General features: G+C 64.8%; 1 protein-coding gene. It reads right to left on the bottom strand.

Going from position 1 to position 466, the window contains the following annotated elements:
* The coding region (locus J0A65_RS25745; protein WP_206597048.1) for a hypothetical protein at window positions 1-466 on the bottom strand (466 nt) is incomplete at both ends.

Raw genomic sequence — 466 nt, 5'->3', positions numbered from 1 at the left:
AGGCCAGCTCGTAGGCTTCGGCCAGCTGTTCGCGGGTGATGCTGCTGGGGTCGAAGCCCAGGGCTTCGACCAGCTCACGGTGCTGCTCCGCACTGAACTGACGGGTGTAGGCGGCCAGCCAGGATTCTCCCTCGCTGGCGCGTGCCTGCCAGGCACTGCGCAGGGTGTTGCTGAAGATGGTGAACGGGTTGACCAGGTCGGAGTATTCCTTGACGGTCTTCAGCAGTCCCCAGGCACCAAGGAAGAATCCCTTTCCCGCTGCGAGTCGTCGATGCAGGTAGTTGGATACTGCGCTGCGCTGATCCTGGATGGCTTGCAGGCGAGCGGCTTCGGCGCGCTCCGCCGCGAGGATCTCGTCGAGTACGGCCTGCAGCTCGGCGCGAGCGCTGCTGATATCGCTGTCGACGTCGCTATCGGCCAGCAACTGGGCTTCGTATTCGCCGGCAGGGAGGCTCTGGACCAGGCC

It is taken from the genome of Bowmanella yangjiangensis (assembly GCF_017255015.1).
GTDB lineage: Bacteria > Pseudomonadota > Gammaproteobacteria > Enterobacterales > Alteromonadaceae > Bowmanella > Bowmanella yangjiangensis.
This window is presented reverse-complemented; position numbering and strand designations above follow the sequence as displayed.